Raw genomic sequence first — 24,308 nt, 5'->3', positions numbered from 1 at the left:
CCCGTTACATGTTCCAGCTGATATTCAAAGGTGAGTGTGCGCCCGGCACGGATCTGGCGACGGCGCGCGACAATGCCCGCGCCCTGTTCAAGGCGTCCCTGGACCAGATCGACAAGATGTTCAGTGGTCAGCGGGTGGTGATCCGAAACCGGTTGGACGAAACCCAGGCCGAGAAATACCGGGCGGTCCTGCACAAGCACGGTCTGGTGGCGTACGTGGAGCCCATGGCCGGTCAGCCGGAGGCGCCGTCGCCACGGCCCGCCCGACCGGTTCCGCCGCCCAGTAGCCGGCCGGATACGCCTGCACCCGCCGACACCGGCGGCCGCCAGCCAAAGGCTGGCGCGGGGGTGACCGTGGAACCGGGTGAGCGTCTGCCGGTGGCGGGTGACAAGGTGGACGACATCCTGACCGGCAGCCACCTGTCGCTGGATCCGGTGGGCGTGGCCCTGGCGGAGACCCAAGAGGTGGAACCGCCCATGTTCGAACATCTCGATGAGTGGAGTGTGGCTCCGGCCGGCAGCGATATTGGCGTAGAACGGGATCTGCCGCCGCCGGTGGTGCCCGATACCTCGCACCTGTCCCTGGCTGAGACTGACAAGAACGACGACGAGTCTCGCGACCGGTAGGCCGGCCTCGGTGCGCTCTTTTTTCCGACACTGCCGACTCTGGTGCTGCCTGTTGGCCGGCTGGGCCTTGGTCGCCCAGGCGCTGGCGGCCCCCGGCGAGCCTGCCTCCCGCCCCAAGGTGGGGGTGGTGCTCAGTGGCGGTGGTGCCAAGGGGCTGGCCCACGTGGGTGTGTTGCGGGTGCTGGAGGAAATCCAGGTGCCCGTCGACTTCATCGCGGGTACCAGCGCCGGGTCGGCGGTGGCGGCCATGTATGCGCTGGGGATGCCGGTGGACGAGATCGAGCAGCGGTTCATCGAGATGGACTGGTTGCGCAGTTTTCAGGACACCCCGGGGCGCACCTATCTGCCGGTGCGCCGCAAACAGCAGGACTGGCGGTTTCCGGTGACCCCGGGTATCGGCGTGGGCTTGGAGGGTGTCCACGTCGGCCGTGGCCTGATTTCCGGCCAGAACCTCGGTTTTACCCTCAACGAACTCACCCGGGAGGCGGCCCTGGTGCGGGACTTTGACCGGCTCTCGATCCCCTACCGCGCCGTGGCCACCGATCTGGAAACCGGCGAGGCGGTGGTGATTGGCGAGGGCAGCCTGGCCGAGGCCATTCGTGCCAGCATGAGCATTCCCGCCGTCTATGCGCCGGTGGAGCGGGACGGACGGCTGCTGGTGGATGGTGGCATCGCCAACAACATTCCGATCAGCGTGGTCCAGGCCATGGGGGCCGAAGTGGTCATCGCCGTGGATATCTCCGACCCCCTGGCCAGCGGAGACAGCCTGCGCGAAGCCTTTTCTGTGGTGGGGCAGCTCACCACTCTGTTGACCCGGGACAATGTGCTGGATCAGTTGGCCCGGCTGTCGGAACACGACGTCCTGATCAGTCCGGATCTCGAGGGGCTGAGCGCGGCGGATTTCTACGAGGCCCCGGTGCTGATCGAGATAGGGGCCACCGCGGCCCGCAACCACGCCGTCGAGCTGTATCCACTGGCGGTGAACGACGGACTCTGGGGCGCCTATCAGGCACGCCGTGCCCGGCGGCCATTTCGGGCTGGCCCCATTACCGAGGTCCAGGTGCACCCATCGACCCGCATGTCCGAAGATTTCATCCTGTCGCGTATCCGGCAACCGCTGGATCAACCGCTGGACGTGCCGCTGCTGGAAGAGGACCTCAAGCGTCTCTACGGCCTGGGATACCATGAAACTGTGACCTACGACTTGCTGCCAGCAGAGCAGGGCACCGTGCTGCAGGTTCGAGCGAGGGAAAAAAGCTGGGGGCCAAACTACCTGAGTTTCGGTCTGGGCTATGAAGAAAACTTCAATAACGATGCCTCCTTCAACGTATCCGCTGCCATCCGGATGACCGAATTGAACCGCCTGGGCGGTGAATGGTTGACCGGGGTCCAGATCGGTACCGAACCTTATGTGCGTACCGAGTGGTTCCAGCCCCTGGGCTTCGATTTCGACGAGTTCGCGGTGATCGGTGCCGAGTTCGAGAAGGAGGAATTCGATGTCTTCGACAACGGCGCCCGCCTGGTGGAGGCGGAGGTCAAACGCCGTCAGCTCGATCTGGCGCTGGGCGGCAACCTGTCGCCGAATACTGAGCTCCGGGGTGGTCTGTACCGGGGCTTCAGCACCCTGGATGGGCTGGTCAGTCAGGCGCTGGGGACCAGTCGCCGTCGGCACCGTGGGGGCTGGGAACTGCAGTTAGTGCATGACTCCCTGGACGATCCGCTGTTGCCGGGGGACGGTGCCTTCGTCGGCCTGAAGGGGCAGTTCGAACGCCCGGGCCTGGGGGCGGAGCGTCACTATGACCGGGCGACGTTGATGGTGTCCGGGGCGGCACCCTGGGAGCAGTACCGATTCCTGGCCAGCCTCTATGCCGATGTGGTGACCCGGGGCGAGGCGGACGTCGACGATTTTGTCATCCTCGGCGGATTCCGGCGGCTCACTGCCTATGGCCGTGGCGAAGTTGTCGGGCCGGATGCTGCCGTTGCCTCGCTGTTCGGTTATCGTGAATTCGGCGGGCCGTTGGTCCCCTTCTATGCCGGTGGCGGGGCGGAGATCGGCAACGCCTGGCAGAGCATCGGTGATGCCCGCTGGCGAGAGCTGCTTCACGCGTACAGTGTGTTTGCCGGCGTCGATACCTTTCTGGGGCCGGTGCAGTTGACCGGTGCCTACAACGACGACCACCGCTGGTCGGTCTATCTCACCATCGGTTATTACCTGGGCCGGCTGTTCGATTGAGCCGCCGTCACAGGGGCGCGACCAGGTACAGCTCCGGCTCGCGACAGACCCCGTTCAACGGCCGTCGCAGCAGTGCCTTGAACTCGTCACCCACCTGACTGCCCGGCGGGGCGGGGTGAAACAGGATGTCGTCGCCGGGAAAGAACTGCCAGGTGGCCCGGCTTCGGTCCGGGGCCTGTCCCAGTGACACAAGCTTGGCGACCCCTCGCACCTGACTCCAGGCGCAGGGCGGCTGTGGTCGCTGTCCCAGCTCGGAGGCGCTGGGTTGCGAGAGCTCTTCGTTCTGCGGTGGCGCTGAACTCCAGGGCGTGCTGGCGCAGGCGCTCAGCAGCGCCATCAGGCCGAGGGTGGCGAGCATTCGGCATCGATCAGGGTGAAGCATGGTAGTCCGTTTCCGTTGCCTCGATACAGGCGATCACTTTGACGCACTGTTGCTGGGCGTAGCCTTCAAGAATGCGGCACAACTGGGTCTCATCCCGCTGGCGGATGGCGTCGATGGAAGCCCGCATGTACGCCAGATTGTCGCTCAGGGTGTCATGGCCGCCCTGTTGGAACGCCACAAAGGCGCAGCGCTTGGCAGAGGGCCAGAGGTTTTCAATGGCTGAGACGATGAAGTGGTTATCGGCATAGGCCAGGGACGCCTGGGTGTATTCGATGCCCAGATCGAGGAACTGCGTCAGGTCGTTTCGCCGATGGGCGTCTCGCATCTGAGTGTACAGGGATTCCAGGCGATCCATGTCGGCCGGTTGCCAGGCCCGGACCAGCTTGCGCCCGGTGTGGCCGAGGTAAAGTACCATGACCTCGTACAGGCTACGGACAAAGAAGGCGTCCAGCCGGGTCACAAACGCGCCTTTGCGGGGAATGTTCTGCACCAGGTGCCGTTTTTCAAGCAGTAGCAACCCCTCCCGGATGGAACCGTGGCTGACGTCCAGCTGTCGCGCCATGGTGCTTTCGTAAATCCGCTCGCCAGATTTGAGCTGGCCGAAGGCAATCTGGTTCTCCAGATGGCGGGCTACCTGTTCGGTCAGGGGTTCTCGAGGCTTGAAATCGGTCATCGGGTTGGGTGTGCGTTCAAATGTCGCTCATGGTCTCACATCTGGCCAACGGGGAAAACGGTTACAGGATGGGTGCCAGCAGGCGGGCCGCCCGACAGCACAGGCGAAACAGCAGTGAACGGTCGCGGTAATCCCGCGCGCTCATCAGCCGGCAGCTGTTGAGGTCCTCGGCCAGCATATCCGACACGGCGCCGACAAAGGCGGGGGCGGTGGACAGGGCGGTAATCTCGAAATTCAGTCGCATCGAGCGATTGTCCAGGTTGGCGGTACCGATGGCGGCATAGCGGTCATCCACCAGTACCACCTTCTGGTGCATGAAGCCCGGCTGGTACTGGTAAATGCCAATGCCGGCCCGGTTGGCCTGCACCAGGTAGGAAAAGGTGGCCAGCCGAACCAGCCAGCTGTCGGACTTCTCCGGAATCAGGATGCGCACATCCACCCCTCTCAGCGCTGCCAGCTGCAATGCATTGATTATCTGGAAATCCGGCACGAAGTAGGGCGACGCAATCCAGATCCGCTGGCGGGCATTGTTGATGCAGTTCAGGAAGAACAGGGTGCAGGTTTCGTGGGGGTCCGCCGGACCGGTGGGCAAGATCAGTGCTTCCTGGTTGCCTTCGACGGATGAGCCGGGCGACCAGTCCAGGATCGGGGTCCGGTTGCTGGCCCAGTTCCAGTCTTCCAGCCAGGCCAGCTGCAGACCCAGAACCGCGGGTCCTTCGATACGGCAGTGGGTGTCCCGCCAGGGTTCCTGGTCCATCGCCCGTCCCAGGTATTCATCGCCCAGGTTGATGCCGCCGACGAAGCCCACGCTGCCATCGCACACCAACAGCTTGCGGTGGTTGCGGAAATTGATCTGGAAACGGCGGCGACGGATATTGCCATCGCCGAAGGAGGCAACCTGGGCACCTGCGGCACTCAACTCTTTGAGGTAGTTGCGTGGCAGCCACACGCTGCCGATGTCGTCGTAGAGGAACCAGACCCTGACCCCCTGGGCCAGTTTGCGCAGGAGAATGGTCTTGATGCGCTGGCCGATGCGGTCGGAGCGCACGATGTAAAACTCCAGCAGGATATAGTGCCGGGCGTTCTCCATCGCGTCGAACAGGGCCTGGAAGGTGGCCTCGCCATCCCTCAGCACAGAGCAGCGGTTACCGCCAGTAAAGGGTTGCCGCGCCAGTCGACACAGAACCTGCAGGTCCCGGTCGGCGTGTGCCTGTTCCGGTGCGACCAGGGTGGCGGTCTGCTGCTCGAAGCGATTGAGCAGCGGTTGCAGCGATTTGTCCTCCAGCCGGCGCGCCCGCACGTAGCCGGAGAACCGGTTGCGGCCAAAGAACAGGAACAGCGGCACCGCCAGGTAATGCAGCCCCAGCAGGGCAATGATCCAGGCGATGGCGCCCTGGGCGGTGCGGTAGGTCAGCAGGATGCGGTAGACGCACAGCAGGGCGGCGGCATAGAGGCTGGCAACGGCCAACGCAATGAACGACAGCTCTTCGGTCACGGGCGGGTATCCCGGTGGTGATGCTGGGCACGAAACTGGGCCGGGGCCATGCCGGTCCAGCGTTTGAAGGCGCGGCTGAAGGCACTGAGCTCGGAGAACCCGAGCAGGAACGCGATCTCGCCCAGGGAATACTGCTCACCGGCGACGTAGCGCAGGGCCTTGTTCTTGCGCACCTGCTCCACCAATTCGTGGAAGCTGACGCCTTCGCGTTTGAGTCGCCGGTACAGGGTCTGGCGGCTCATGTGGCACTGCTGGGCGAGGCTGTCGGCATTGACCCGGTCGGTGGCCATCTGGTGTGCCACCAGGCGGCGAACCTTGCGGCTGAAACTGCGTTGCGGTTGCCAGCGGGCGAGGATGGTGTTGACCTGCTTGAGCACCGCGGAATAGACGTAAGGGTTGCGCCGGGGAATCGGCCGACTGAGGTGGCGGCTGCTGAAACCGACCCGGGTGGTGGTGGCACCGAACAGGACCTCGCCGCCGAACAGGCGCCGGTACTCGTCGGCGTACTCGGGTCGTGGATGGGCCAGCTCAACCCACTCCACGGCAAAGTCGGGAAAGATGAAGTGCCGGGTGCGGGTGATGGCGGAAGCCAGGGTACGGTCCATGTCCTGCCGACAATAATGGTCCGGGCTGTCCGGCTGCCAAGTCAGGATGGCCTGGTCCTCGGTCTGTTCGAAGCTGAGGGCGATGGTCTCGTTGATCAGCCGGTGCAGGCGGACGTATTGGCTGATGGCGTCACCCAGGGTGTCGCAGTTGAAAAAGACGTGACCAACCAGCCCCATGCTCTCGGGATCCACGGTTTCACCGGCGTGAAGGCCCACCGCGGGATCGCCGGTGAGTTGTTCGGCGTAAGACCACAACCGGTAGTAGGACTCTGCGGGCACCCGCTGGTCCGGGCCGTCCAGTTGCGCCAGGGACAGGCCCAGCAGCTGCTCCAGCCGGGTCTTGTCGCCTTCCGTATGCCGTTGCAGGTAGTGCACCAGCGCCAACGCACTGGACGCGGCCACCATGGGCGCTGCAGTCGGGGTTACCTCTTGCTGTGTTGCCACCGTCACGGGTCCTGCCAAAGCGGGTGGGTTCCGTAATCCTGTTACGAAATGTCAAGTGTCTGAGACAACCTGTCAAGGGTTTGTCACCGCTTTAACGATAGCATTAGACCAACAGTTAGAGACACAGCAGTACACAATCAACAGAAGGAGGTGGTCTGTATGGAAAACACAATCTTTGTTCCCCACAACGAGCAGGAATATGAGAACTGCCGAGCGCTGGCCGAGTACCTGAACAGCATGTTCTTTTGTTGACGGGGCGATGGCAGTAACAGATCGGAAAAGGCCGGGTAACCGGCCTTTTGTTTGTTCGGGTCAGTGGCCGTCGGTGAAGGCCTCCAACGGTTGCATCCGCAACCGCAGTTTCTCACTCCGCTCAAGAATGCCCTCGATCCGGCCCAGTTGAGCCAGTAACTGTTCGGATTTCATGGTGCGACTGGCGCTGAAGTCGAACCGCAGGCCGGCAATCCTTTGGTCCTGTTCGCCGCGCCGCAGGTTGCGGACCTCGGCGATCACCTTATCCACGTTGAGTTCACCCGCCTCCATCGAGAGCTGGGCCCGCAGTTCCAGGCTGTCGCCTTCCTTCAGGCGGGTCTGGTCATCCACCACCATCGATACGCCCTGGCGGGTGAAATCGAATGCGGAGGCTTGCCGAAAGCGTCCAAACAGGCCTTTCCGGGGCCGCCACTCCAGAGCGAGGTTGGCCGCAGGCATTCTGCGCAGTGTCCGACGTTCGTTGTGTTTCGCTTGGGGCATGAGGTTAGTGTCCTGTTATTGTTGATGAATTAGGGAGCCTCTGGCTCACTCCGTCTCGCCTCTGTGTTGCGACTTTTTGAACGGTCCCGGTATTCCTGAAAAGTCGCGCCTGGACTGGAAATGGCGCTGAAAGCCAGGGGTGTTCCGGAGTGATTCAGAGGCTCCCGGAGTACACAGCGCTGAAATAACACCGACTGTGGGTGGCATCGATCTCTAATGCTAATGTATCGTTCATCAAACCGTTCGTGCGCGATGAACTCCACAAAATGCGACGCTGTTCGCCGGTTCGGAGACAGTCGGCCCAAATTCGGCTGAGCAGAGTTTAGTATTACCTAACTGGCCGTTTACACGGCAGTTTTTGACTTATACAACGAAGAGGATAAAGCATGAAGGTCCGATTGCGCCATCGAATCAGTGGGACGGGGCAACCGCTGGTACTGCTCCATGGGCTGTTCGGTTCGATGGAGAATCTCGGCGGGGTGGCCCAGCGCCTGCAGGACCATTTCCAGATTCATGCCCTGGACCAGCGCAACCATGGCCGTTCGCCCCATACCGATACCATGGACTACCCTTCCATGGCTCGGGATGTGCTCGGCTATATGGATGATCAGGGGCTGGAGCGGGCCTCGCTGCTGGGTCATTCGATGGGTGGCAAGGTGGCCATGCAGCTGGCGTTGCTGGCGCCGGAGCGCATCGATCGGGTGGTGGTGGCGGACATCGCGCCGGTGACCTATAAGCCCCGCCACGATGCTATCCTGGAAGGGCTGAGCAGTCTCGACCTGGACCGGATTACCTCCCGCCAGCAGGCCGATGAGGCGCTGGCGGCGTATGTGGATACCGCCGCCATCCGCAGTTTCCTGCTGACCAATCTGCAGCGGATTCCGGAGCAGGAGCGCACTGGCGCCGGCGTGTTCCGCTGGCGGCTGAACCTGCCGGTGATCCAGCAGTGCTACGACAAGCTGGCCCAGGCGCCGGAAGCAACCGACGCCTTTGGCGGGCCGGTACTGTTCCTCAAGGGTGAGGATTCAGCCTACATCCAGGAAAAACACCGTAACGAGGTGGCACGACTCTTCCCCAACGCCAGCCTGAAGGTGATCACCGGCACCGATCATTGGCTGCACGCCCAGAAGCCTGACACCTTTGCGGCGCTGAGTCGCCAATTCCTGGCAGGCTGAAACAGGCTGACTTCAGATTTCCGCCTCGACATCGCCGGGGCACTCGAGCTCCGCCAGCTTGCGATCGAAAAATGTCTTGGCGCTGTAGACTACGCCACCCATGACCATCAAGGCGGCCAGGGTAAACAGGGGAGAGGTGAGTTCGTACAGCATGGGCTGCTCCGTCAGAGTGGCTGGTTGGCACGGGCCGGTCAAAAAGTGATCAGCGACTATACTCGAGCCCCGGCCTCCCTGCAACCGAGGCGCTGATTGCCCCGCGCTAGGGTTGCACGGCTGTGAACGCGAAACCGGCTAAGGGAATGAAACGACTTATGAAATGGCTAATGATTGGGCTACTGGCGGTGTTTCTGGTACTGGGGGGCTTCCTGCTGTCGCCGTCACCAGTGGACAGCCAGGCCTGGACCCCGCCGCCCCCGCCGGCACTGACCGGTCCGTTGTCCCCCAACCAGCACCTGCGCCTGGCCGACCTGCTCGCCAGGGGCCAGGTGTACGGTCCGGAAGATACCACCGTAGACGCCCAGGGGCGTGTCTATGCCGGCACCCAGGATGGCAAGATTGTCCGTGTCTGGCCCGATGGTCGGGTGGAGGAGTGGCTGGAAACCGGCGGTCGCCCCCTCGGGATGGTGTTCGACAAGGCCGGGCGGCTGATTGTGGCCGATGCCTGGAAGGGCCTGTTGGCCATTGCCCCCGATGGCACGATCGAGGTCCTGACCCGGGAAGCCGAAGGCCTGCCGTTCCGTTTCACCGACGACGTCGACATTGCGCCGGATGGCCGCATCTATTTCACCGATGCCAGTTCCCGCTTCGAGCAGCCGGATTACAAGCTGGATCTGCTGGAAATGCGGCCCCATGGCCGTCTGCTGCGTTACGATCCCGCCACCGGCAAGACCGAGGTGCTGTTGGGCAACCTGCACTTTGCCAACGGGGTGGCGGTATCACCGGATGGCCGTTATGTCCTGGTCAACGAAACCTGGAAATACCGAATCCTGCGCTTCTGGATCACCGGTCGTGAGGCCGGGCGCGCCGAGGTGTTTGCCGACAACCTGCCCGGCTTCCCGGACAACCTGGCGGTGGATGGCGAGGGTCGTTACTGGGTGGCCCTGCCATCGCTGCGCAACGATCGTATCGATAGCCTGCACCACCACCCCTGGTTGAAGGACCTGGTGGCGAAGCTGCCGGAGGGGCTCCAGCCAAAGCCGGAGCCCTATGGCCTGGTGGTGGCCCTGGATGACCAGGGGCAGTTCATCACCAGCCTGCACGACCCCAAGGGGAGCCACCTCAAGGAGATTACCTCGGTCAATCCCGTTGACGGTTACCTATACTTTGGTTCACTTCACAATGACCGTATCGGTCGGCTAGCGTTGCGGTCCATTCCTGGGCTTGGAGAATTCGGCGAATGACGCAGGTAGCGGAGATAGACTGGGATCTGCCGGATCCGTTCACCCTCACCATCGAGGTGACTCCGGAAGATACCGACCGGCTCGGCCACGCCAACAATGTGGTGTATGTGCGCTGGCTGGAAGAGATCAGTTGGGCCCATATTGAGCGTCTGGGCATGACCTGGGAGCGCCACGAGGCCACCGGCAAGGCCATGGCCATCACCCGGACGGAGATCGATTACCTGGCCTCGGCCAACGCCGGTGACCGGCTGGTGCTTGGCACCTGGCTGACCGCTTTCGATGGCCGTTTCCGCTCCGCGCGCCAGTTTCAGCTGGTGCGGGCCAGTGACGGCAAGACCCTGGTGCGGGCGCTGTCCACCCACGCCTGTGTCGATCTCAAGACCCAGCGGCCCTCCCGGGTCCCCAAGGAATACGGCGAGATCCTGGCAAATGCCCTGGTGGCCGGAGGCAAGGGCTTGGCCGGGTTGGCCAGCGGCGGCCGAATTATCTGCTAGGCTGGAAATTGGAGCCCCTTCTGAACGCCATCTACCGGGAGACCGTCATGGAGAACCAGGCCGTGCATAGCGAAACCGGCACGATGCAGCGCATCGTCTACGAACGGTTCGGCGAGGCCGACCAGCTTCAGTTGGTACAGGCCTCGGTGCCCCGGCCGGGACCTGGGCAGGTGTGTGTCCGCGTCGCCGGCGCCGGCGTCAACCCCATCGACTGGAAAACCCGCAAGGGCCTGGGCTTTGCCGCCCGCCAGATTGAGCACCGCCTGCCCTGGACGCCGGGCTACGACATGGCCGGTGAAGTGGTGGCGTTGGGGGAAGGCGTGCGCACCTTGGCGCAGGGAGACCGGGTGATGGGGATGGTGGGCTTTCCCTCCGACGGCGGAGGTTATGCCCAGTACGTCCTGATCCAGGCCGACGACGTGGCCATCGTGCCGGAGGAGCTCGACTTGCTGGCGGCGGGCGCCGTGCCGCTGGCGGCGTTAACCGCCTGGCAGGCCCTGTTTGAGGTGGCCGAACTCGAACCCGGGCAGAAGATTCTGATCCACGCCGGTGCCGGCGGCGTCGGTCATTTTGCGATTCAGTTTGCGCTGGTACGGGGCGCGCATGTGATCACCACGGCCTCGGCCCGCCACAAGGATTTCCTGGACGGTCTGGGGGTGCACGAAGTGATCGACTACACCCAGACCGACGTTGTCGACGAGTGCTATGGCCTGGATGTGGTGCTCGATCTGGTGGGGGGGGAGACCGGCCGCCGCTCCCTGCACACCCTCAGTGAACACGGGGTGCTGGTGACCATTCCCACGGTGACCGCCGACGACATCATTTCCGCCGCCGAGGGCATGGGACTGCGGGCCCACGGCATGACGGTGCGGCCGGAAGTGTTCCACCTGGAAGAAATTGCCGAGCTGATCGAGGACGGCGACGTCAAGGTCCACATCGACCAGGCATTTCCACTCGCTGCGGCCGCCGACGCCCAGCGGACCCTGGAGGCCGGCCACGTTCGCGGCAAGCTGGTGCTGGATTGCCGCGCCGGCTGACCCGGCGCTCCCTCCACACTAGCCGGCGGCGGCCGATTCGCTGCCGGTCTCCTTCTCTTTGCGTTCTTTCGGCGGCTGTGGCGGCACCAGGCTGATCAGGACCGAGCCTTTCTCGGGTTTCAGTTCCATGCCGGTGGTGACCGGTCGTATCCGTTCCCGTCCGTCGATCACAAACAGCACAATGGCCTGAAACTCGTACTGCTCCTGAAAAGCCTGATAGGAAAAGGCTTCGCTGAGCTGGGTGGTCTTCACCGAATACCCCCGGCTCACCAGGCTGGCCAGCTTGGCGTAGCTGATGTCGCCAAACAGTCCACGGGTGCGCTGGATTTTCTCGGCGGTCTGGTGACGGGCCTGCTGGTCCTGATCGCCCTCGGACAGGGTATAGACACTGTCCTTACCGAACCAATCCAGGAAGTGATAGGTGGCCAGCGAGTTCATGTGCTTGTAGGGGGAGATCACCAGCAGGTTGCCCAGGCCGGTAAAGTCCAGATGGGTGCTGGCATGCTCGGACACCGGGTTGCCGAAATACACCTGCAGGTTGTCCATGCGGGCCTGGCGCACGTTTTCCCAGTTGGTGTCGGTGAGCATCACCGGCACGTCGTGTTTTTGCAGCGCCCGGCCAATCTGGCGGGCCACCTGATTGGCGCCCAGGATCAGGAAGCCGAAGCTGGCCGGTTCCGCGACCCGGAGCAGTTGCGCCACCGGCCGCGCGGTGAGGCTCTGCAGGGTCACGGTGGCAATGATCACCATGAACACCAGCGGTACCAGGGTTTCGGCACTGGCATAGTTCAGCTTCTGGAGCTGAAAGGCAAACAGCGCCGACACCGCTGCTGCCACTATGCCCCGGGGGGCAATCCAGCTCAGGAACAGCTTCTCCCGCCAGTTCAGGTTGGTGCCAACCGCCGACAGGAAGATGCTCAAGGGCCGGGCCAGCAGAATCAGCGCCGCCAGCACGATCACCAGTCCCCAGCCAAGGCTGGCAATGGAGGCAAACTCGATGCGGGCGGCGAGGATGATGAACAGCGCGGAAATCAGCAGCACGCTGAGGGATTCCTTGAACTCCAGGATGCTGTCGATGGGCACCTGGCGCATGTTGGCCATCCAGATGCCCATGACGGTCACCGTCAGCAGACCCGATTCGTGGGCCAGTTCGTTGGACAGGGCGTAAACCCCCAGCATGAAGGTCAGGGTACCGGCGTTGTGCAGGTACTGCGGCAGCAGGTGCTTGCGCAGGGCGACACCGTTCATCCAGCCTGCCACGGCGCCGATCAGAAAGCCCACCGCCAGGGTCTTGCCGAAGATGAACAGGGAGTGACCGAAGACGTTGCCCTGGCCCCAGGACACGATGCCTTCGAACACCAGTACCGCCAGCAGGGCACCCACCGGATCGATGACGATGCCTTCCCAGCGCAGGATGTTGGCCAGCTTGGCGGTGGGCCGCACCGAACGCAGCAGGGGCACGATCACGGTCGGGCCGGTGACGATGGAAATGGCCCCGAACAGCAGGGCCACCTGCCAGGGCAGATCCAGGGCCCAGTGGGCAGCCAGGGTGCCGATGAGGCAGGTGACAATGGACCCGACGGGGACCAGGTTGCGCACCATCTTGCCGTGCCCCTTGATCTCCTGGTAGCGGAGGGTCAGGCTGCCTTCGAACAGGATCACCGCCACCGCCAGCGAAATCAGCGGGAACAGCAGGTCGCCGAACAGTGGTTGCGGGTCCAGCCAGCCCAGCAGCGGCCCGGCGGCGATCCCGCCGGCCAGCAGGAACAGAATGGCCGGCATGCGCACCCGCCAGGCCAGCCATTGGCAAAACAGTGAGAGCACGCCGATGCTGGCGAGAAGCATAACAGTGCTGGGGGTCATAGAGGACCGGTTCCCTTGTGGTTGTATGAGCGCGAGCCTTCCTGAGGCGTTGTCCGGGGCTCCCTAACTATCGCTAAGCTGGGCCCGCCTTGCAATGCGGTTCAGCAGGCGGGACGCGGCGACGAACCCGAAGCTGGCGGTGACCGGGCTGGCGGCGCCGAAGCCGGTGGCGCAGTCCAGCCGTACCGGTCCGCTGGTGTCTGGCTTCTGCAGGCACACCTCGCCGTCCGCCGCCGGGTAGGTGAGCTGCTCCAGTGAATACACCGCCTCAATGCCGAAGCGGCGCTTGGGGTTGCGGGAGAACCCATACTCGCGGCGTAACAGGTTGCGAACCTTGGCCAGCAAGGGATCCTGGGTGGTTCGACTGAGATCGGCCACCTGGATCTGGGTGGGGTCCATCTGGCCGCCCGCGCCGCCGGCGCACACCAGGGGAAGCTTGCGGCGCCGGCAGTGGGAGATCAGGGCGGCCTTGGCTTTCACACTGTCGATGGCATCGATCACGCCGGTCAGGTCGTGACCGATCAGCGCGTCGACATTGTTCGGGGTCAGGAAGCCGAAGTGGGGCTCGATGTGGGCATGGGGGTTGATGGCCTGCAGGCGCTCGGCCAGGGCATCGGTCTTGGTGCGGCCGTACTGGCCGGTCAGGGCATGGGACTGCCGGTTGGTGTTGGACACGCAGATGTCGTCCATATCCACCAGGGTCAGGGTGCCGATGCCAGAGCGGGCCAGGGCCTCCGCCGCCCAGGAGCCCACGCCACCGAGGCCGACAACCACGATGTGGGCCTGCCGGAAGGCGCTCAGGGCCCGTCGCCCATACAGCCGCTCAATGCCGCCAAACCGATAGCTGTAATCATCCGCGGTCATGCCATGCCTCACGCTTGCGGGGATGTGACAGGTGTCTCTCTGGCGGCGAATCGCGCCAACAGGATACCGACGGCGGGATTGTACCGCAGAGCCGGAGAGTACTCTATCGGGGGCGGGCGCGTGCGATCGAGGGGCAGAACGAAAAAAGCCACGCAAAAGCGTGGCTAAAAGCAAGATTGCTCAACCCGACGGGGAGTTGAGCTGGACTAGTTCAGAGACACTAATCAACGGAAAGAAGTATCTCCGATTCCCGCTGTGGGTTGAAGGTCAGAAACTGACAAGTTGCGGTCATTTCCGGCCACGGGCCAGTGGGGGCGTTTCAGCGGATGAACGGATTGAGCAGCCGGGCGAAGGTGCCGGTGAGCCGCAGCGGCGCGGTGAGCACCGACAGGGAGATGCAGTCCTCGTTGCCCACGGCCACCGGCTTGTGGACGTGGGAGTCATCCAGCACCACGAAATCCCACTGATTGAAGACACCCTGGTAATCGGCGAACGCGCCCTGCAGGACCAGGGTGGTTTCGGTGCCCCGGTGGGTGTGGGTTGGCGCCTTGCCGCCGGCCGCCAGCTTTTGCAGGATGACCCGGTCCGGCTGGCCCGGAAACAGCTCGGTGATGTCGAACACGCTGACACCCGGCAGCTGCTTTTTCCAGGGCAGGGTGCGCAAGTCGTCCGCCCCCAGCAACTTATGCAGCGGGCTGCGGACCGGCTGTGGCGGTCGACCGGCCGGTGCCGGGTTCTCGTCGATACGCGCCAGGATCGAGTCAAACGTGCCCTCATTGACCGGAACGGCTGCCTGCTGTTCCAGCATCACCGCGCCCAGGCTGTCCAGCGTGTCGACCCGGCTGCGACAATAGGCACAGTGGTCCAGGTGGAGGCGGAGACACAGAGCGTGGGGCTCGCTCAGGTTGCCGGCGCTGTACTCCATCAACAACAGGGTGTCAGGGTGGTGCGAGTTCATGGAGTCTGATCCTGCAGCAGTACTTTCAGTTTCTTCAGGGCCAGGCGAACCCGGCTCTTGACGGTGCCCAGCGGGATGTTCAGCTCATCGGCCACCATCTGGTGAGATTTGTGCTCCATGTACACCTTGGCAATGACCGTCACCTGCTCTTCCGGCAGGTCCTTGAGCGAATCGCGAATTCGCCGTTCGGACAACAGCCGGTGCAGCGAGCTGACCGGCTCGTTCTCCTGTTCGCCGGGAATCTGCCAGAGATCCTCGGTTTCCATCGCCATTTCCCGGCTGGTGCGGCGTTGCTTGCGCAGCAGGTCGACTCGCTGGTTCCGCGCGATGGTGAAAATCCAGGTGGAGGCGGCCGCCTTGCGCCAGTCGTACAGGGAGGAACGCCGCCAGATGGACACGAACACCTCCTGCACCAACTCCTCCGCCTGATGAGCCAGGCCATTGGCGATGGCGTAGTATTTGATTTGGGGCCCAAAATGCTCAAACAGGGCCTGAAACGCCTGGCGATCCTGATGCTTGCCAACTTTATCCAGAAGCTGGCTCCAGGGGTCTTTTCCTCGTTCCGCCGAATGTGACGGCCGATCCAGTGTCGGCACTGGACGCTCCTTGCGACTGGCGTTTGGGGTAACAGTTGGAGACATCATTCTAGCATCCGTCCTGGGTGTGTCAGTCAAGGGGATTCTGAATCACTCCATGGCTATACGAACCGGATGCGGTTCCGGATTCACACCAGTGCCGGATTTCAGGCGGCGACACCTGAAGACTGGCTCTGGCGGCGGGGATGTCGAGGCAGTGGGGTGATTGCCCGTTGCCGCCGTGGCAACTACTCTGAAAGCTGGTTTGTCTCCCGGACTGCAGGATGTCGACGTACCCATCCGAACTGAAAGCTGATCTGCCACTGATCAAGGCGCACTACGCCGATATTCTCTGCCAGCTGGTGGAGGAAAAAGGTGTGAGCCCACTCGCCCTGCTTGCCGAGGCCGAGATCCGGCCGTCGGTTCTGGGCCACCCGGACAACATGATCACCGTGAAGCAGTTTGTGGCGCTGAACCGGGCTGCCCTGAAGCTCAGCGCCGAGCCCGCCCTGGGGCTCGAGTACGGTCGCCGGCTCAAGTTCACCACCCACGGTGCGCTGTCCCAGGCCGCCATCAGCAGCGACACCATCGAAGAAGGGCTGAAGGTCCTGATCAAGTATTTCCGCATCCGCTTCGGCTACATGGATCTGACCTTCTATACCGAGGGCCGTGATGCGGTGCTCGAGCTGCAGGTTCAGCACGATCTTCAGGACCTGCACGTGTTCAATGTCGAGGTGGTGATGGCCTCGATCATGGACGTCAACCTGCTGCTGTTCGGTACCCGGTTGCTGGACGGCGGGGAATGTCGGCTCAGCTACCCCCGACCGGATCACCACGAGGCCTACCAGGCCCTGTTTGGCGAAGCCGTGCGGTTTTCCCAGGGCGCCAATCAACTCCGGTTCCGCAAGGAGTTCCTGACGCTGCCGCTGGCGCTGTCGAATCCGGTGGCCCGTCGGGTGGCCGAGGAGCAATGCGAGGTGGAGCGGCGGCACCTGGAGTCCCGCTTCTCGGCGGTCGGGCGGGTCGAGCAGCTACTGCGGTCGGTGCAAGCGGGCCGGTTGCCGGGGCTGGAGGAGGTGTCGGAACGCCTCGGTGTGTCGGCGCGGACCCTGCGGCGCCAGCTCAGCGCCGAGGGCATGAAGTTCCAGGCCTTGCAGGACCGGGTTCGGCACGAGCGGGCGCGGGAGCTGTTGGTTGCCAGTGGCCTGGGCATTGACGACATTGCCTATCGCCTGGGTTACAGCGACCCCTCGAATTTCGGGCGGGCCTTCCGCAAGTGGGAAGGGGTGTCACCGTCCGCCTACCGGGCTGCCCGTCGGTAAGCCGCCCTATTCCTCCAGATAGGTGTAGCCGTACAGGCCACTTTCCAGTTCCGCCAGCAACGATTCCTGGGTCGCGGCGGGCAAGGCGCTGTGGGCGAACTTCTTGCGGTAGGCCTGCAGCAGGCTCGCCGGTTCGAAGTTCACATAACGCAGGATCTTCTCCACCGTATCGCCGGCAATGGTTTCACTGATCTGATAGTCGTGGTTGTTGCCCCGGCGGACATCCACCGAGTGAGTATCGCCAAACAGGTTGTGCATATCCCCCAGGATCTCCTGGTAGGCGCCGGTCATGAAGAAGCCGATCAGCATCGGCTGGTCCGGATCCGCCGCCGGCAGCGGCAGGGTGGACTCGATGCCCTGACCGTCCACGTACCGGTCGATGCGGCCATCGGAATCGCAGGTGATGTCCTGGATGACGGCACGCCGGTCCAGCGGGCGGTCCAGGCCGCTGATGGGCAGCACCGGGAAGATCTGGTCGATTCCCCAGACATCGGGCAGGGACTGGAACAGGGAGAAATTCACGAACAGCTTGTCCGCCAGCTTCTCGTTGAGCTCATCGATGATTTCCCGGTGGGCCCGGTTGGCGCCGTTGAGCTGCTGCTGCAGCAGGCGGCAGCAGGCGGCGTAGGTGCGTTCGGCTTCGGCACGGTGGCTCAGCGACAGCAGACCATGGGCGAACTGGGCATGGACATCACTCATCGCGTGCAGCACGTCGTGGAAGATCTCCACCCGCGAGCGGTCGGATCGCTCATCCTCCAAACTGGTCAGGTCCCGCCACAGGTCGTGCAGCGGGGCTGGCGCGTTATCGGCTGGCGGCGAGGGGGTGCCGCGTTCCGCCTGCTCGCAGTCGATCACGTTGGTGATCAGCACCGCATGGTGCGCGGTGAGGGCGCGACCGGATTCGCTGATCAGGTCCGGATGGGGAATGCCCAGCCGGTCGCACTCGGCCTGCAGGGTATGGATGACGTTGTAGGCGTATTCCTCGATGCTGTAGTTCATCGAGCAACTGCTGCGGGTCCGGGTGCCTTCGTAATCGACCCCGAGGCCGCCGCCGATGTCCACCGTGTCGATGGGCGCGCCCAGCTGGCGCAGTTCGCTGTAGAAGCGGGCGCATTCCCGCAGCCCGGTCTGGATGTCGCGGATGTTGGCGATCTGGGAGCCCAGGTGGAAGTGCAGCAACTGCAACGACGCCAGCGCGCCGGCCCGGGCCAGGGTGTCGCGCACCTCCAGCACCTGACTGGCGGACAGACCGAACTTCGATTTCTCGCCACCGGTATTCTGCCAGTTGCCCTTGCCGATGGTGGCCAGCCGTGCCCGTACCCCGATCAGCGGCTGGACCGCCAGGCGGCGGGACTCCGCCAGGATCAGCGGCAGCTCCGACGGCTTCTCCACCACAATGAAGACCCGGTGGCCCAGAGCCTGACCGATCAGCGCCAGCCGGATGTACTCGCGATCCTTGTAGCCGTTGCACACGATCACCGATCCGGGACGGCACAGGGCGAGCACCGCCATCAGCTCCGGCTTGCTGCCCGCCTCGAGACCGATCTGCTGCTGCGAGGCGGCCGGTTCCGCCCGGATCAGTTCCTCGACCACCCGGCGCTGCTGATTGACCTTGATGGGGTAAACCGCGGTGTAACGCCCCTGGTAGCCCTGTTCGTCGGCGACGCGGTTGAACGCCTGGCAAAGCTGGTTGACCCGGTCGTGGAGAATGTCGGCAAAGCGTACCAGCACCGGCAACTGGGTGCCCTGATCCACCAGCTTACGGGCCAGTTCCGGCAGGTTGATGGCACCCTCGCTGACACCCCGGTCGGGGCGGATCAGCACATCCCCGCGGGCGTCGACATCGATGTAGCCATCGCTCCAGTGAGCGATGTTATAGACCGCTTTGGCATGATTGGAGGGAACGTCTGTCATGGCGTGGCTACCTGCTGTCTGGACGACGCCGACCGGGTGCCGGCGCGATGGCGCCATTGTAGGGGTTCCGGCCCGCCCCTGAAAGATGGTGGCCGCTAAATTATACCGTCAAACCGTGCTTTAGCTCCGGCGCGAGGGCACCTACAATACCGCAATATAACGGTCCGAAACGCGGGCCGGCCACTGACAATTGGAGATCAGGCATGACCACACTGAATGAAGGTTGGTTTACGGAGGTGTTCCAGAATGAAGGCACCGCGTTTTCGCTCAAGGTGCGCGGCAAACTGCACGAGGAACAGAGCGAGTTCCAGAAGCTGGAAATCTACGAAACCGACACCTTCGGCAACCTGATGGTGCTGGACGGCTGTGTCATGCTCACCAGTCGCGACAATTTCCTGTACCACGAGATGATGACCCATCCGGCCCTGTTTACCCACAAACACCCGAAGAAGGTGGTGATTGTCGGCGGCGGTGACTGCGGCACCCTGAAAGAAGTGCTCAAGCACCCGGGTGTGGAAGAGGCCTGGCAGGTGGAGATCGATGAGCGGGTCACCAAGCTTTCCGAGAAGTATTTCCCGGAACTGTGCGAGTCCAATGGCGATCCGCGGGCCAACTTCTTCTTTGGTGACGGCGTGCAGTGGATGCGGGACATCGAACCCAACAGCGTCGATGTGATCATCATCGACAGCACCGATCCGGTGGGGCCGGCGGAGGGGCTTTTCGCGCTCGATTTCTACCGCGACTGCATGCTGGCCCTGAGGGATGGCGGCATCGTGGTGCAACAGAGTGAATCGCCGCTGCTGCATACCGACACCATCATCCGCGGCATTCACTCCGACATGAAGAAGGCCGGGCTGGGACACGTACTGACACTGCCGTTCCCGCAACCGGTCTACCCCACTGGCTGGTGGAGCTGCACCATGGGCAGCAAGGATAACCCCTTGCTATATTTCCGGGAGGCGGATGCGGCGGAGCGTCCTTTCGTGACCCGCTATTACAACGAAGCCACCCATCACGCCGCCCTGGCCCAGCCGCAATTCATGCGGGATCTTCTGGAGGACTGAGCGCCCTTCCGCCAGCCTGCCCGCGGTGATCCGGCCGCGGGGGCTGATTCCCGCACCGAGTGCTACACCGCTGTGTCAAACATTGTGAAATATTGGGGGTTGTCACTGCGAGCCGGGCTGGTTCTTGCCTAGACTCGGCATTGGGGTGGTCGTTTTTTGAGCGGTCAGTTCGAGATTTGAGCGCGAGGTATGCTCTATGGATGTGCGGGTTGGAGAAGAACAGAAACATTGGTTCCGCTGTGACCGGTTTACCTCGGTCAACGGCCAGTGGTATTACCAGACACGCGAGGGCACGGTGGAAGGGCCCTTTGATTCGATGGAGGAGGCGGGGAATGACCTGAAGCTGTATCTCCGCCACGCCGAAGATATGCTTTACAATCAGTCGGTCTGACCGCACGAGCCAGACCGACAAAAAAAGGGCGCCCGGTGGGGCGCCCTTGCTGTATCCAGGGTCAGTCTTACTTGGTGCTGACGAACTCCGGATAGGCTTCCATACCGCACTCGGACAGATCCACGCCCTCGTACTCGTCTTCCTCGCTGACCCGCAGGCCGATCACCGCTTTGATGATGCCCCAGACAATCAGGCTGGCCACGAAGACCCAGACGAAGATGGTGATGGCGCCGATGATCTGGCCGGAGAAGCTGGAACCGTCGTTGGTGACCGGAACCAGCAGCAGGCCCAGCAGACCACACACACCGTGGACGGAGATCGCACCGACCGGATCGTCGATCCGCAGCTTGTCCATGGTGACAATGCTCAGTACCACCAGCACACCGCCCAGGGCACCAAACAGGGTCGCGGTCAGCGCGCTCGGCGTGGACGGCTCAGCAGTGATCACCACCAGACCGGCCAGGGCACCGTTCAGCAGCATGGTGATATCGGCCTTGCCGAACATCAGGCGAGCCATGATCAGGGCCGCGATGGCGCCACCGGCTGCCGCAGCGTTGGTGTTCAAGAATACCATGGCGACGGAGTGAGCACTGGCGATGTCGCCCAGTTTCAGCACGGAACCGCCGTTGAAGCCGAACCAGCCCATCCACAGGATGAAGGTACCGAGTGTTGCCAGCGGCAGGTTGGCGCCCGGGATGGCGCGGATCTCACCGTTGGCGCCGTACTTGCCTTTACGGGCACCCAGCAGCAGGACACCCGCCAGGGCGGCAGCCGCACCGGCCATGTGTACGATGCCGGAACCGGCGAAGTCACTGAAGCCCAGGTCACCCAGGGTGTACAGGCCGAACACGGAGGCACCGCCCCAGGTCCAGGCACCTTCCATCGGGTAGATAAAGCCGGTCATGACCACGGCGAACAGCAGGAAGGCCCACAGCTTCATCCGCTCGGCCACGGCACCGGACACGATGGACATGGCAGTGGCTACGAACACAACCTGGAAGAAGAAGTCGGAGGCACCGGAGTAGACGGAGCCGCCTTCGAAGCCGTCTTCACGGCCGGCGAAGTCGCCGAGGACGCCGGCAACGTCAACCTCGCCCATGCCGGACAGGAAGAGGTTACCGCCATACATGATCGCGTAGCCGCAAACCAGGTACATGGTACAGGCCACGGCAAACAGTGCGACGTTCTTGGTCAGAATCTCGGTGGTGTTCTTGGCACGCACCAGACCGGCTTCGAGCATGGCGAACCCGGCAGCCATCCACATGACTAATGCGCCGCATACAAGAAAATAAAAGGTATCTATTGCGTACTGCAGGTGAAAAATATTGCTTTCCATAGGAAGCCCTCCGCACGAGGCTTTTTCAGGTAGTTGGTTTTTTGCGCTGGCTGTTCCAGTGTCTGGGGGGCGTGTTAGACCGCCTCTTCTCCAGTTTCACCGGTCCGGATCCGGATAGCCTGTTCCAGTTCGGTCACGAAGATCTTGCCATCGCCGATCTTGCCGGTGTTGGCCGCCTTGGTGATGGACTCGATCACCTGGTCCAGCAGGTTGTCGCCAATGGCCACCTCAACCTTTACTTTAGGCAGGAAATCAACGACATACTCAGCGCCGCGGTAGAGCTCGGTGTGGCCTTTCTGGCGACCGAAGCCCTTTACCTCAGTGACGGTAACGCCTTGAACGCCAATCTCGGATAGTGCCTCACGGACATCATCCAGCTTGAAAGGCTTGATGATAGCTGTCACAAGTTTCATTGGTTTCTCCTTGGTAATGCCGTCTCAACTACTGTAGGCCAGATTGGCCAGAGTTGAACTCGGGATGCTGCCACCTCGCACACGATTTGTGCGGATTGCGTACGAGATCATTAGCATCGTGTGTGCCAACGCAAAAAATATCAATAAAAACAAATGGATAAAAAGACCTTGGTCCAAAATGGGACGCCAGGGCGCTCCATTATAGCGCACCGCGGGAGCTCGTGAACTATCTTGGTGCACAGAAAGTGCCCAGTTTGGGCCCACGATTTTCCCGGTCAGCGAACCACCCCACAGTATGGCAGGACCCGCGATGTGTTACACTCCCTGCGCTTCATGCCGACAGCCAAACTTCATGTCCGACGCAACTTCGAGGTGAATCGTGAAAGGTCCCCAGGATTTCCTGGCCCAGCTGCAGGGCCAGTTCGGCCAGTTTGTTCCCGACATGGCGCGTGCCGCCCGGGATGATTTCGAAAGCCACGCCCGCGCCACGGTGATGTCCGTGCTGTCCCGCCTGGAACTGGTCACCCGTGAAGAATTTGATGCCCAGCAGGCGGTGCTGATGCGAACCCGTGAAAAGGTCGAGGCACTGGAACGGCGGGTTGCCGAGCTGGAGAAGGCCCTCAGCAAGGACTGAGGGCACCGCGCCGGGCCCACGGATCGGGCCAGGCCAATCCGGCCCCGGTGGATTGCCACCGAGGCTCCCTGACAAAACCATGGAAGGTCATTATGCTTGCCACCGTTCATACCCGGGCGTGCCTGGGTGTCTCCGCGCCCCGGGTCACCGTCGAGGTGCACCTTTCCAATGGCCTGCCGGCCCTGTCCATCGTCGGTCTCCCGGAGACCGGGGTCAAAGAGAGCAAGGATCGGGTACGCAGCGCATTGCTCAACGCCGGTTTCGAGTTTCCGGCCAAACGGATCACCATTAACCTGGCACCCGCCGATCTGCCCAAGGAGGGTGGCCGTTTCGACCTGCCCATCGCCCTGGGCATCCTGGCGGCCTCGGGGCAGTTGCCTGCGGAGGCCCTGGCCCGGGTCGAGTGCCTCGGCGAGTTGTCGCTGGATGGGGCCCTGCGACCGGTCAAGGGCATCCTGCCGGCGGTCATTGCCGCCCGCGATGACGGTCACCAATTGCTGATCCCCACCGGCAATGCGGAGGAGGCTTCCCTGGCCGCGGCCGACGATGTCTTTGCCGCCTCCCACCTGCTGTCGGTGTGTGAGCACCTGGCCGATCGCCGGCGCCTGACGCCCATTGCCCCGCTGACGGATCGGGCCGAGCCGGCGCAGGCCAGCGACCTCGCCGAGGTGCGGGGGCAGCAGGTGCCCCGGCGGGCGCTGGAAATTACCGCCGCCGGCGGCCACAACCTGCTGTTCTTCGGGCCGCCAGGCACCGGTAAGAGCATGCTGGCCAGTCGTTTGCCCGGTATTCTGCCCGCCTTGACGGACGTCGATGCGTTGGAGGTGGCCAGTGTCCACTCCATTGCCGGGCTGCCGATCCGGTCCGGCCGCTGGCGCCAGCCCCCCTATCGCGCGCCGCACCACACCGCCTCCGCTGCGGCCCTGGTCGGTGGTGGCAGCAGTCCCCGTCCCGGCGAAATTTCCCTGGCGCATCAGGGGGTCCTGTTCCTCGACGAGCTGCCGGAGTTTGATCGCAAGGTCTTGGAGGTACTGCGCGAGCCGATGGAGTCCGGTGAGATCGTGATCTCCCGCGCTGCCCGTCAGGTGGTGTTCCCGGCCCGCTTCCAGCTGATCGCCGCGATGAACCCCTGCCCCTGTGGCTATCGCGGCCATCCGACCATCGACTGCCAGTGCACGCCTCAACAGGTGATGCGCTACCAGGCCAAACTGTCCGGGCCCCTGCTGGATCGATTCGACCTCCACGTGGAGGTGCCGGTGCAGCCTGGGGAACTGCTGTTCAAGCAGAGCGGACGGGGCGAGAGCAGTGCCACCGTGCGTCGACGGGTGGAGCAGGCCCGGGAGCGGCAGTGCCTCCGGGGGGCGGTCAACGCCCGGCTGGCCGGCTCGAGGCTGCAGGCGGCCTGTGGTCTGGATGACGCGGGTGAACGTCTGGTTACCCAGGCCATCGAGCGACTCGGGCTGTCGGCCCGGGCCCTGCACCGGGTGTTGCGGGTGGCCCGCACCGTGGCCGACCTGGAGGGGGCCGATACGGTGGGCCAGGGGCATCTGGTGGAGGCGCTGGGTTACCGCAAACTGGACCGGCAGCCCTCCGGCCGGGGCGCCGTCTCGGCCTGAGCGGCGAGGAGGGTAATCCAGCGGCCGCCAACTCTGGTAAA

Annotated in this window: 24 protein-coding genes; 11 read left to right on the top strand and 13 right to left on the bottom strand. The window is 63.3% G+C overall.

Annotated features, from left to right (window positions below):
- Nucleotides 1–8 precede the first annotated feature (8 nt).
- Entirely contained in the window at nucleotides 9–626 is a 618-nt protein-coding gene (locus R3175_RS03825; RefSeq protein WP_318942543.1) for a hypothetical protein, read from the top strand.
- Nucleotides 627–678: 52 nt separating this feature from the next.
- Nucleotides 679–2,859 carry a patatin-like phospholipase family protein gene (locus tag R3175_RS03820; protein WP_318942542.1) on the top strand — a complete coding sequence of 727 codons (2,181 nt, stop codon included), beginning with the start codon at nucleotides 679–681 and terminating at the stop codon, nucleotides 2,857–2,859.
- 7 nt (nucleotides 2,860–2,866) lie between these two features.
- Here R3175_RS03820 and R3175_RS03815 read toward each other — a convergent pair whose 3' ends face one another.
- The 5 genes from R3175_RS03815 to R3175_RS03795 all read right to left on the bottom strand — a co-directional run bounded on the left by R3175_RS03815 (nucleotide 2,867) and on the right by R3175_RS03795 (nucleotide 7,211).
- Nucleotides 2,867–3,241: a hypothetical protein gene (locus tag R3175_RS03815; RefSeq protein ID WP_318942541.1), complete on the bottom strand. Its 375-nt coding sequence runs from the start codon at nucleotides 3,239–3,241 to the stop codon at nucleotides 2,867–2,869.
- On the bottom strand, nucleotides 3,228–3,914 hold the full coding sequence (locus R3175_RS03810; protein ID WP_318942540.1) for a GntR family transcriptional regulator: 687 nt from the start codon (nucleotides 3,912–3,914) through the stop codon (nucleotides 3,228–3,230). The genes R3175_RS03815 and R3175_RS03810 overlap by 14 nt, the downstream gene beginning before the upstream one ends.
- A gap of 61 nt (nucleotides 3,915–3,975) precedes the next feature.
- On the bottom strand, nucleotides 3,976–5,409 hold the full coding sequence (cls, locus tag R3175_RS03805) for a cardiolipin synthase (RefSeq protein ID WP_318942539.1): 1,434 nt from the start codon (nucleotides 5,407–5,409) through the stop codon (nucleotides 3,976–3,978).
- On the bottom strand, nucleotides 5,406–6,458 hold the full coding sequence (locus R3175_RS03800; RefSeq protein WP_318942538.1) for an AraC family transcriptional regulator: 1,053 nt from the start codon (nucleotides 6,456–6,458) through the stop codon (nucleotides 5,406–5,408). Before R3175_RS03800 ends, cls begins: the two co-directional genes overlap by 4 nt.
- A 312-nt stretch (nucleotides 6,459–6,770) precedes the next feature.
- Entirely contained in the window at nucleotides 6,771–7,211 is a 441-nt protein-coding gene (locus R3175_RS03795) for a hypothetical protein (RefSeq protein WP_318942537.1), read from the bottom strand.
- 386 nt (nucleotides 7,212–7,597) lie between these two features.
- On the opposite strand from R3175_RS03795, the gene R3175_RS03790 reads away from it, so the two are divergent.
- On the top strand, nucleotides 7,598–8,386 hold the full coding sequence (locus R3175_RS03790) for an alpha/beta fold hydrolase (RefSeq protein WP_318942536.1): 789 nt from the start codon (nucleotides 7,598–7,600) through the stop codon (nucleotides 8,384–8,386).
- Nucleotides 8,387–8,398: 12 nt separating this feature from the next.
- Here the strand turns inward: R3175_RS03790 and R3175_RS03785 are convergent, their stop codons facing one another.
- Nucleotides 8,399–8,539: a hypothetical protein gene (locus R3175_RS03785; protein WP_318942535.1), complete on the bottom strand. Its 141-nt coding sequence runs from the start codon at nucleotides 8,537–8,539 to the stop codon at nucleotides 8,399–8,401.
- 158 nt (nucleotides 8,540–8,697) lie between these two features.
- Here R3175_RS03785 and R3175_RS03780 point away from each other — a divergent pair, with 158 nt between their 5' ends.
- The 3 genes from R3175_RS03780 to R3175_RS03770 are packed head-to-tail and all read left to right on the top strand — an operon-like array spanning nucleotide 8,698 to nucleotide 11,317.
- Nucleotides 8,698–9,786, top strand: a complete 1,089-nt coding sequence (locus R3175_RS03780) for an SMP-30/gluconolactonase/LRE family protein (RefSeq protein ID WP_413231722.1) — start codon at nucleotides 8,698–8,700, stop codon at nucleotides 9,784–9,786.
- A complete protein-coding gene (locus R3175_RS03775; protein ID WP_318942533.1) occupies nucleotides 9,783–10,280 on the top strand; it encodes an acyl-CoA thioesterase in 498 nt (165 codons plus the stop codon). Before R3175_RS03780 ends, R3175_RS03775 begins: the two co-directional genes overlap by 4 nt.
- 47 nt (nucleotides 10,281–10,327) lie before the next feature.
- On the top strand, nucleotides 10,328–11,317 hold the full coding sequence (locus R3175_RS03770; RefSeq protein WP_318942532.1) for an NADP-dependent oxidoreductase: 990 nt from the start codon (nucleotides 10,328–10,330) through the stop codon (nucleotides 11,315–11,317).
- Nucleotides 11,318–11,335: 18 nt separating this feature from the next.
- Here the strand turns inward: R3175_RS03770 and R3175_RS03765 are convergent, their stop codons facing one another.
- The 4 genes from R3175_RS03765 to R3175_RS03750 form a co-directional block, all read right to left on the bottom strand.
- Nucleotides 11,336–13,180, bottom strand: coding sequence for a sodium:proton antiporter (locus R3175_RS03765; RefSeq protein ID WP_318942531.1), 1,845 nt, complete (start codon nucleotides 13,178–13,180; stop codon nucleotides 11,336–11,338).
- 63 nt (nucleotides 13,181–13,243) lie between these two features.
- Nucleotides 13,244–14,044 (bottom strand): tRNA cyclic N6-threonylcarbamoyladenosine(37) synthase TcdA, encoded by an 801-nt coding sequence (tcdA, locus tag R3175_RS03760; protein ID WP_318942530.1) that lies wholly within the window; start codon nucleotides 14,042–14,044, stop codon nucleotides 13,244–13,246.
- A gap of 319 nt (nucleotides 14,045–14,363) precedes the next feature.
- On the bottom strand, nucleotides 14,364–15,002 hold the full coding sequence (locus tag R3175_RS03755; RefSeq protein ID WP_318942529.1) for a ChrR family anti-sigma-E factor: 639 nt from the start codon (nucleotides 15,000–15,002) through the stop codon (nucleotides 14,364–14,366).
- Nucleotides 14,999–15,646 carry a sigma-70 family RNA polymerase sigma factor gene (locus tag R3175_RS03750; protein WP_318942528.1) on the bottom strand — a complete coding sequence of 216 codons (648 nt, stop codon included), beginning with the start codon at nucleotides 15,644–15,646 and terminating at the stop codon, nucleotides 14,999–15,001. Before R3175_RS03750 ends, R3175_RS03755 begins: the two co-directional genes overlap by 4 nt.
- Nucleotides 15,647–15,861: 215 nt before the next feature.
- Here R3175_RS03750 and R3175_RS03745 point away from each other — a divergent pair, with 215 nt between their 5' ends.
- Nucleotides 15,862–16,899, top strand: a complete 1,038-nt coding sequence (locus R3175_RS03745) for an AraC family transcriptional regulator (RefSeq protein WP_318942527.1) — start codon at nucleotides 15,862–15,864, stop codon at nucleotides 16,897–16,899.
- A gap of 6 nt (nucleotides 16,900–16,905) precedes the next feature.
- Here R3175_RS03745 and speA read toward each other — a convergent pair whose 3' ends face one another.
- Nucleotides 16,906–18,813: a biosynthetic arginine decarboxylase gene (gene speA / locus R3175_RS03740; RefSeq protein WP_318942526.1), complete on the bottom strand. Its 1,908-nt coding sequence runs from the start codon at nucleotides 18,811–18,813 to the stop codon at nucleotides 16,906–16,908.
- 203 nt (nucleotides 18,814–19,016) lie between these two features.
- On the opposite strand from speA, the gene speE reads away from it, so the two are divergent.
- Both speE and R3175_RS03730 read left to right on the top strand, forming a co-directional pair.
- The gene (speE, locus tag R3175_RS03735) at nucleotides 19,017–19,877 is read left to right on the top strand and encodes a polyamine aminopropyltransferase (protein WP_318942525.1); all 861 of its coding nucleotides are present in this window, start codon (nucleotides 19,017–19,019) and stop codon (nucleotides 19,875–19,877) included.
- A gap of 196 nt (nucleotides 19,878–20,073) precedes the next feature.
- Nucleotides 20,074–20,268 carry a DUF6316 family protein gene (locus R3175_RS03730; protein ID WP_318942524.1) on the top strand — a complete coding sequence of 65 codons (195 nt, stop codon included), beginning with the start codon at nucleotides 20,074–20,076 and terminating at the stop codon, nucleotides 20,266–20,268.
- 67 nt (nucleotides 20,269–20,335) lie between these two features.
- On the opposite strand, the gene R3175_RS03725 is transcribed toward R3175_RS03730, so the two are convergent.
- Nucleotides 20,336–21,604, bottom strand: coding sequence for an ammonium transporter (locus tag R3175_RS03725; protein ID WP_318942523.1), 1,269 nt, complete (start codon nucleotides 21,602–21,604; stop codon nucleotides 20,336–20,338).
- A 74-nt stretch (nucleotides 21,605–21,678) separates the two neighbouring features.
- A complete protein-coding gene (gene glnK, locus R3175_RS03720; RefSeq protein WP_004578958.1) occupies nucleotides 21,679–22,017 on the bottom strand; it encodes a P-II family nitrogen regulator in 339 nt (112 codons plus the stop codon).
- A 379-nt stretch (nucleotides 22,018–22,396) separates the two neighbouring features.
- Between glnK and R3175_RS03715 the strand changes: the two genes are divergently transcribed.
- Both R3175_RS03715 and R3175_RS03710 read left to right on the top strand, forming a co-directional pair.
- Nucleotides 22,397–22,651: an accessory factor UbiK family protein gene (locus tag R3175_RS03715; RefSeq protein ID WP_318942522.1), complete on the top strand. Its 255-nt coding sequence runs from the start codon at nucleotides 22,397–22,399 to the stop codon at nucleotides 22,649–22,651.
- 92 nt (nucleotides 22,652–22,743) lie between these two features.
- On the top strand, nucleotides 22,744–24,267 hold the full coding sequence (locus R3175_RS03710; RefSeq protein WP_318942521.1) for a YifB family Mg chelatase-like AAA ATPase: 1,524 nt from the start codon (nucleotides 22,744–22,746) through the stop codon (nucleotides 24,265–24,267).
- Nucleotides 24,268–24,308: the final 41 nt, after the last annotated feature.

The organism is Marinobacter sp. (assembly GCF_033722735.1).
GTDB lineage: Bacteria > Pseudomonadota > Gammaproteobacteria > Pseudomonadales > Oleiphilaceae > Marinobacter.
The sequence above is the reverse complement of the archived record's forward strand: the minus strand, read 5'-3'. Positions and strand labels throughout refer to the sequence as shown.